The organism is Streptomyces lycii (assembly GCF_009735685.1).
Taxonomy (GTDB): domain Bacteria; phylum Actinomycetota; class Actinomycetes; order Streptomycetales; family Streptomycetaceae; genus Streptomyces; species Streptomyces lycii.
The window spans coordinates 1-5461 of record NZ_WHPN01000158.1 but is presented as its reverse complement, the minus strand read 5'-3'; the positions used below and the strand labels follow the sequence as shown (position 1 = coordinate 5461).

Genomic DNA, 5461 nt, shown 5'->3' with positions numbered 1-5461 from the left:
CGGGGCAGGGTCCTCCGCCGGGGCGTGCCCGGTGGGGTCCGTGGCCTGGCGGCCGTCGTTGGAGGTCGGGTACTCCGTCACGCGTGGGGTTCCATCCGTCCGGGGCTGCGCGTCGGGCGCGCTGTGGGTCAGGCGCGTCGTCGGCAGTGCAGGAAGAGCTGGATCTCGGGTGGTACTTCCGTGCTGGCCGGGGCGTACGCGTACGAGTTCTCCCCGGCGATCTCGAAGCCCGCCTCGCGCACGACCTGCCGCAATTCGTCCCGTAGATAACCCGATACCCGGATCGAGTTCCCCAGGAACGGAATCACGGTGTCGTCCACATCGGCTTCGACCATCGACAGTGCCAGCAGCCCCTCGGGCCGCATCAGTTGGTGCAGCATACGCAGCGCGGGCGGGATTTCGGCGCGCGGCAGCATGAGCAGTGAGAAGAAGGCGGCCACCGCGTCGAACCGGCCGAGCGGGGCCGCGCCGCCGGGACCGATATCGGCCAGGTCCAGCTGGTGGAACTCGGCGCCCGGAACGTTCTCCCGGGCGAGCGCGACCATCGCCGCGGACAGGTCGACGCCCACCACCCGGTGCCCCGCCCCGGCCAGCCGGCCGGCGGTGGGCAGCCCGGTGCCGCAGCCCACGTCGAGCACGCGGGAGCCGGCGGGCAGGTTGTCGGTGAGCCAGTCGGTGGCCGCCTGCTGGCCCTCCCGGTGCGGGAACGCCTCGGTGTAACGGCCCGCGATGGCGTCGAACGCCTCGGCCTGGCCGCTGCGGTCGATCGCCGACCGGTCGTAGCCGTCGTAGGCCGAGGCGCCGGCCACGGGGACGTCCGGATCCTCCGGGCCCGCGGATTCCGTCCGGCCGTCCTGCCGGGCCACTCCGCTCATGACTCACCCCTCCGGTGACTCGCGGTCAAACGTCCTCCCAGGTTCAGGAGTTGTCGTGTCTCGTCCGCGGAGGACGATCCTACGTTTGTTGTACGGGGGCGCATCAAGAGATCATCGGGTCCAAGAAACGGGCGCACGGTCCCAGTCGTCCGGAAGTGCCGGAATGGTCCAGTCCGGATCGGGCCGCCAGTGCTCCCAGCCGTCCCGGAACGGCACCCCCCAGGCGCGGACCGGCGCCAGCGCCGCGCGCCCCGCCTCCCGCACCCGGGCGGCCTGTGCGTCGGTCATCAGGCCGGCCTCCCGGGCTGCCGTGAACTCGTCCTCGTCGAGCATCCGCCAGCTGCGGTCGGGACGCACGGAGATGTCCAGAAAATGATCCTCGGAATCCACGCCGTCCGCCCAGCGGCGCAGCGGTTCCTCCAGGTTCACGTAGAAGCTCTTGAAGCGCCAGCCTCGTTCCCAGAACAGCCACACGGACCACGGGTCCCCGGGCCGCGCCAGCTTCAGCACGCCGGCGCCCTCCCAGCGCGCCCGGACGGTGCGGCGGGGCTTGGTGTAGCGGGTGGCCAGCGGCTCCAGACGGACCGGGGTGCCGTCGGCGAGGACCGGTTTCACACACGTGGTGCCGGGCGCCATCCACACCGCGAGCAGTTCCGGGGTGTCCCGGACGACCGTCACCGGACGGCAGATGTGCGGCAGGCCCGTGCGGTTGTCGCGGTAGCGCCAGAGGATGTGCGCGCCGGGTGCCCAGCGCTCCCCGGGCCCGTCCCCGGCACCGCCCGCCCGTGTGCCCGCCGTCTCCGCCGTCATGGACAGATCTTACGGGTGACCGGTGCGGGGCGGTCCGCGGACGGCCGGACCGGGGGCGGCCGGAAGTCAGGAGGGGCCGGTCATCCGCAGCACGTCCAGGGCCGTGTCGAGCTGTTCCCGGGTCAGCAGGCCGCGTTCGACATAGCCGCCGTCGAGGACCACCTCCCGGATGGTGCGCCGTTCGGCGAGCGAGCGCTTGGCGACCCTGGCGGCCTCCTCGTAGCCCAGGTACTTGTTGAGCGGGGTGACGACGGACGGCGAGGACTCGGCGTACTCCCGGGCCCGTTCGGCGTTCGCGGTGATGCCGTCGACGGTGCGGTCCGCGAGCAGCCGGGAGGCGTTCGCCAGCAGCCGGACGGACTCCAGCAGGTTCTTGCCGATCACCGGCAGCATGACGTTCAGCTCGAAGTTCCCCGCGGCGCCCGCCGCCGCGACCGTCGCGTCGTTGCCGGTGACCTGCGCGGCGACCATCAGCACGGCCTCCGGGATCACCGGGTTCACCTTGCCCGGCATGATCGACGAACCGGGCTGGAGGTCGGGCAGGTTGATCTCGGCGAGCCCGGTGCGCGGGCCGGAGGCCATCCAGCGCAGATCGTTGCAGATCTTGGTCAGGCCCACCGCGATCGTACGGAGCTGTCCCGAGGTCTCGACCAGCCCGTCCCGCGCGCCCTGCGCCTCGAAGTGGTCGCGGGCCTCGGTGAGCGGCAGCCCGGTCGACCGCGCCACCTCGGCGATCACGGCCGCCGGGAAGCCGGGCGGGGTGTTGATGCCGGTGCCGACGGCCGTGCCGCCCAGCGGCAGTTCGGCGAGGCGCGGGAGGGATGCGTGCAGCCGCTCGACGCCGTACCGGACCTGGGCCGCGTAGCCGCCGAACTCCTGGCCGAGGGTGACGGGCGTGGCGTCCATCAGATGGGTCCGGCCGGACTTCACGACCCGGGCGAACTCGGCCGCCTTGCGCTCCAGGGCCGCCGCGAGATGCTCCAGCGCGGGGATCAGGTCGCGGGTGACGGCCGCGGTGGCGGCGATGTGGACGGAGGACGGGAAGACGTCGTTGGACGACTGGCTCGCGTTGACGTGGTCGTTCGGGTGCACCGGGGAGCCGAGCCGCTCGGTCGCGAGGGTCGCCAGCACCTCGTTGGTGTTCATGTTCGAGGACGTGCCGGATCCGGTCTGGAAGACGTCCACCGGGAAGTGGTCGTCCCAGCGGCCCTCGGCCACCTCGGCGGCCGCCTCCCGGATCGCCTCGGCCAGGCGCTCGTCCAGCACGCCCAGCTCGGCGTTGACCTTGGCCGCGGCGCCCTTGATCCGGGCCAGCGCCTCGATGTGGGCCCGCTCCAGCCGCTGCCCGGAGACCGGGAAGTTCTCCACCGCGCGCTGGGTCTGCGCCCGCCATTTCGCGTGCGCCGGGACGCGCACCTCGCCCATCGAGTCGTGCTCGGTCCGGTACTCCCCGCCGCTGCCCGCGTCGGTCATCTGCGCCGCCTCTTCTCTCGTCTCGTCCGGCATCCGTCGTGCTCAGCGTCCGCCCGGCTTCCGGTGTTCCCCTCATCGGCCGGGAAACGCGCACGGGCGGCGACAGGCCGGCGACAGGGTGGCGACGGGGCGGGCGACAGGGCGGTGACGGGGCGGTGGGGAAGGCCGGTGGGGATGCGGGAAGGCCGACGGGGCGGCCGGGCGGTCGGGTGGTGAAGGCCGGCGGAGGAGGCCGGGGGCGGGAGGCCGGTGGGGGAGTTACGGACCGGTGCGGCCCGGAGGCCCGGGTAGGCCCCGGGCCGCGGCCGCCCGCCCCGGGAGCGGGCCCGTGGCGGCCGGGCCGTGGCCGGTCCGGGAGGTGGCGGCCGGGGAGGGAGCGGCCCGGGAGGTGGCGGCCGGGGAGGTGGCGGTCCGGCCCGGGAGCCGTCACCGGCGCGGTTCCCAGCGGAAGAGCCGGGAGGCCAGTGCGACGGCGACGACGACCCAGCCCAGGGTGGGGGCCAGCAGCATCAGGGAGTCCACCACCGGAACGCCGCCCTCCCAGGCGTTCACGACCAGCTCGGTGGCCGAGCCGCCGGGCAGCAGCCGCTTGAGCGCGGCCAGCTCCTCGGTGCCGCTGATGCCCACCCAGCTGGTCACGGCGATCGTGCCGAGGCTGACGGGCAGCGTGGTCACCTGGGCGTGCTCGGGGGAGTTCGTCAGTCCCGCCGTGGCCAGTCCCAGGCCGAGCATCATGATCACCGTTGCGAGGACCCCCGTCACCAGCAGCGGGACATTGCTGGGCGCCCCGGCGACCGAGGTCAGCACCGCCAGGATCGCGGCTGCCTGGACCAGCGTGATGACGGTCACCGGGAGCAGCAGCCCGGTGAGGATGCCGGCGTCGCCCGCCGTGGTGGAGCGGAGCCGCTTGAGGAAGAGGTTCTGCCGGCGGGAGGCCAGGGTGGTCACCGTCGTCGTGTAGAGCCCGAACGCCGCCACGGTGAAGACCACCACCGCCGCGATGTATCCCAGCCCGGCCATGGCCTCGAACGACTCGTGCTGCCGGACGAAGAACGCGCTGACCCCCGCGGGCATGATGAGGCTGGTGACCAGAACCAGACGGTTCCGGAAGATCTGGATCAGCTCACTGAAGGCGATCGAGAGCATGCTGAAGGTCCTTTTCCTGTTCCTGGAGGGTTCGCGGAGATTCCGGGAGCGGCACTAGCCGTTGCCGATGGAGCGGAAGACGTCGTCGAGCCGCGTGGGCCCGGCCTCGAGTTCCCGCAGCTCCACTCCGTGGTCGTGGGCCCAGCCGAGCAGGACGTACAGGTCCTTCTGCAGGCCGAAGGTCTCGATGAGGAACGTCCCGTCGCTCTGGCGCACGGCCTGCGGCGGTGGCGCCGGGGCGGTGACCGGAAGGGTGAAGCGGACGGTGGCCGGCAGGGTCCGCGTCAGTTCGGCGACCGTTCCCTCCCGGTGGAGGGTGCCCTGGTGCATCAGGCCGATACGGTCGGCGCGCTGCTGGGCCTCCTCCAGGTAGTGCGTGGTGAGCACGACGGTGGACCCCTCCTCGCGCAGCTTGTCCACGGCGTCCCAGAGGGCGTCCCGGGACTGGATGTCCAGTCCGGTGGTGGGCTCGTCCAGGAAGATCAGTTCGGGTGTCCCGTACACCGCGGTGGCGAAGTCCAGCCGTCGCTTCTCGCCACCGGAGAGCTGGGACACCCGGGTGCCGGCCTTCCGCCTGAGATCGACGATGTCGAGCACCCGTTCGACCGTGTCCGTCCGGTGGGTGAGCTTGCCGATCAGCCGGACCGATTCCTTCACCGTCAGGTCCGGGGAGAAGCCGCTCTCCTGGAGCATGATGCCCGTGCGGGGCCGTACGGCGCGCCGGTCGCGAGGGTTCTGTCCGAACACCCGTACGGTTCCCGAGGTGGCCGCACGGTGGCCCTCGACGACCTCCAGGGTCGAGGTCTTGCCCGCCCCGTTCGTGCCGAGCAGCGCGTAGAACTCCCCGGGCCGGACCTGGAAGGACAGGTCCTTCACGGCGTGGAAGCCGCCGTAGCTCACATGCAGACGTTCGACGTCTATGACTGGTGCAGAGATCATGTGGTCGATTCCAGCCCACGACCGGCCTCTCTCCCAGTGGCACCGTGTCATCACTTCGGCATGACATTTCTCCGGTGCGACCATGACGTGGTGTCACTGGTGGAGGGCCGCGAACCCGGTGACACTGGACACCGAATCCGCCGTTCCGAGCCCGGAGAGCCGCACATGGACCCCCGCCCACCGCGTACGCCGCCGACGCACGGCCCGGCTGTTCCCCT

Annotated in this window: 5 protein-coding genes; all 5 read right to left on the bottom strand. The window is 72.1% G+C overall.

All coding sequences use genetic code 11. The features are described 5' to 3' along the window. Positions 1–128: 128 nt before the first annotated feature. Positions 129–875 (bottom strand): class I SAM-dependent DNA methyltransferase, encoded by a 747-nt coding sequence (locus GCU69_RS06700; protein ID WP_098753750.1) that lies wholly within the window; start codon positions 873–875, stop codon positions 129–131. Positions 876–986: 111 nt separating this feature from the next. Then, positions 987–1685 carry a cytidylyl-2-hydroxypropylphosphonate hydrolase gene (gene fomD / locus GCU69_RS06695; protein ID WP_156205392.1) on the bottom strand — a complete coding sequence of 233 codons (699 nt, stop codon included), beginning with the start codon at positions 1683–1685 and terminating at the stop codon, positions 987–989. A gap of 66 nt (positions 1686–1751) precedes the next feature. Then, positions 1752–3158 (bottom strand): class II fumarate hydratase, encoded by a 1407-nt coding sequence (locus GCU69_RS06690; protein ID WP_156205393.1) that lies wholly within the window; start codon positions 3156–3158, stop codon positions 1752–1754. A gap of 426 nt (positions 3159–3584) precedes the next feature. Then, positions 3585–4304 (bottom strand): ABC transporter permease, encoded by a 720-nt coding sequence (locus GCU69_RS06685; RefSeq protein ID WP_098753754.1) that lies wholly within the window; start codon positions 4302–4304, stop codon positions 3585–3587. 54 nt (positions 4305–4358) lie between these two features. Next, positions 4359–5243 carry an ABC transporter ATP-binding protein gene (locus tag GCU69_RS06680; RefSeq protein ID WP_098753755.1) on the bottom strand — a complete coding sequence of 295 codons (885 nt, stop codon included), beginning with the start codon at positions 5241–5243 and terminating at the stop codon, positions 4359–4361. Between the last annotated feature and the right edge of the window lie 218 nt (positions 5244–5461).

What these genes read in the sequence shown, in the direction of transcription:
- GCU69_RS06690 (WP_156205393.1), bottom strand. Translation starts at nt 3,158, where the DNA reads ATGACCGACGCGGGCAGCGGCGGGGAGTACCGGACCGAGCACGACTCG.
- GCU69_RS06680 (WP_098753755.1), bottom strand. Translation starts at nt 5,243, where the DNA reads ATGATCTCTGCACCAGTCATAGACGTCGAACGTCTGCATGTGAGCTAC.
- GCU69_RS06685 (WP_098753754.1), bottom strand. Translation starts at nt 4,304, where the DNA reads ATGCTCTCGATCGCCTTCAGTGAGCTGATCCAGATCTTCCGGAACCGT.
- fomD (WP_156205392.1), bottom strand. Translation starts at nt 1,685, where the DNA reads ATGACGGCGGAGACGGCGGGCACACGGGCGGGCGGTGCCGGGGACGGG.
- GCU69_RS06700 (WP_098753750.1), bottom strand. Translation starts at nt 875, where the DNA reads ATGAGCGGAGTGGCCCGGCAGGACGGCCGGACGGAATCCGCGGGCCCG.